Origin of the sequence: uncultured Shimia sp. (assembly GCF_947498095.1) — a bacterium.
Classification (GTDB): Bacteria; Pseudomonadota; Alphaproteobacteria; order Rhodobacterales; family Rhodobacteraceae; genus Shimia.
Genome location: NZ_CANMJE010000039.1, coordinates 1 through 805, shown reverse-complemented (window position 1 = coordinate 805; position 805 = coordinate 1). Strand labels below are relative to the sequence as shown.

Here is an 805-nt window from a genome sequence, read left to right as displayed (position 1 = left end):
GAGCATGCCACGGATATCGACACCGGCGATCAGCTCTCAGTCGCGGGCCTCACCGCAAGCCACGGCACAATCTCTGGCGACGCGGCCAACGGCTTCACATTTACACCGGACCCGAACTACAACGGCCCTGTCAGCCTAAGCTACGCGGTCACCGACGGCCACGGCGGAAACACCGCGCAAACCGCCAACCTGACATTGGCGGCAGTCGGAGACGCTGCCATCATCGGCGGCGTTGATACCGGCGATGTGACCGAAAACACGGCTGGAGTGGACATGTCGCCTGACTACGCGCAGCCAGGTATGGCCACGCTCCAGAGGTCCGTACTCTATGCGGACGGCAAATTAACGATCCTCGATCCCGATGCCGGTGAAGCGGAGTTTGACACGGTTCGACCGGGCATAAATTATCACGGAACCTATGGCGACCTGTACCTGAAAGCCAATGGGGAATGGCACTATTACGGTGATGCCGGTCATCTGGCAGACGCTGGTGCTCGGCCGACCACGCGCGGCACGGCGATCGACCAGCTGGGCGTTGGCCAGACGCTGACGGACACGATCACGGTGCATTCCAAGGATGGCACGCCGCATGACATCGTGATCACGATCCACGGCAGCAACGACCGGCCCTATTGCTCGTCCGAAGTCACGCTGCGTCCCGGCACCGAGGATGTACGCCAGACGCTCACCACGACGCAGCTGCTCGCGAACACCGTCGATGTCGATGCCAACGATGCCGGCAAGCTGAGCATCGAAAACCTGCACCCTGATCACGGCTCGATCCGCGACAATGGCGATGGTACCT

1 protein-coding gene is annotated in these 805 nt (G+C 61.6%); it reads left to right on the top strand.

All coding sequences use genetic code 11. The features are described 5' to 3' along the window. The coding region (locus Q0932_RS20460; protein ID WP_299357110.1) for a cadherin-like domain-containing protein at positions 1-805 on the top strand (805 nt) is incomplete at both ends.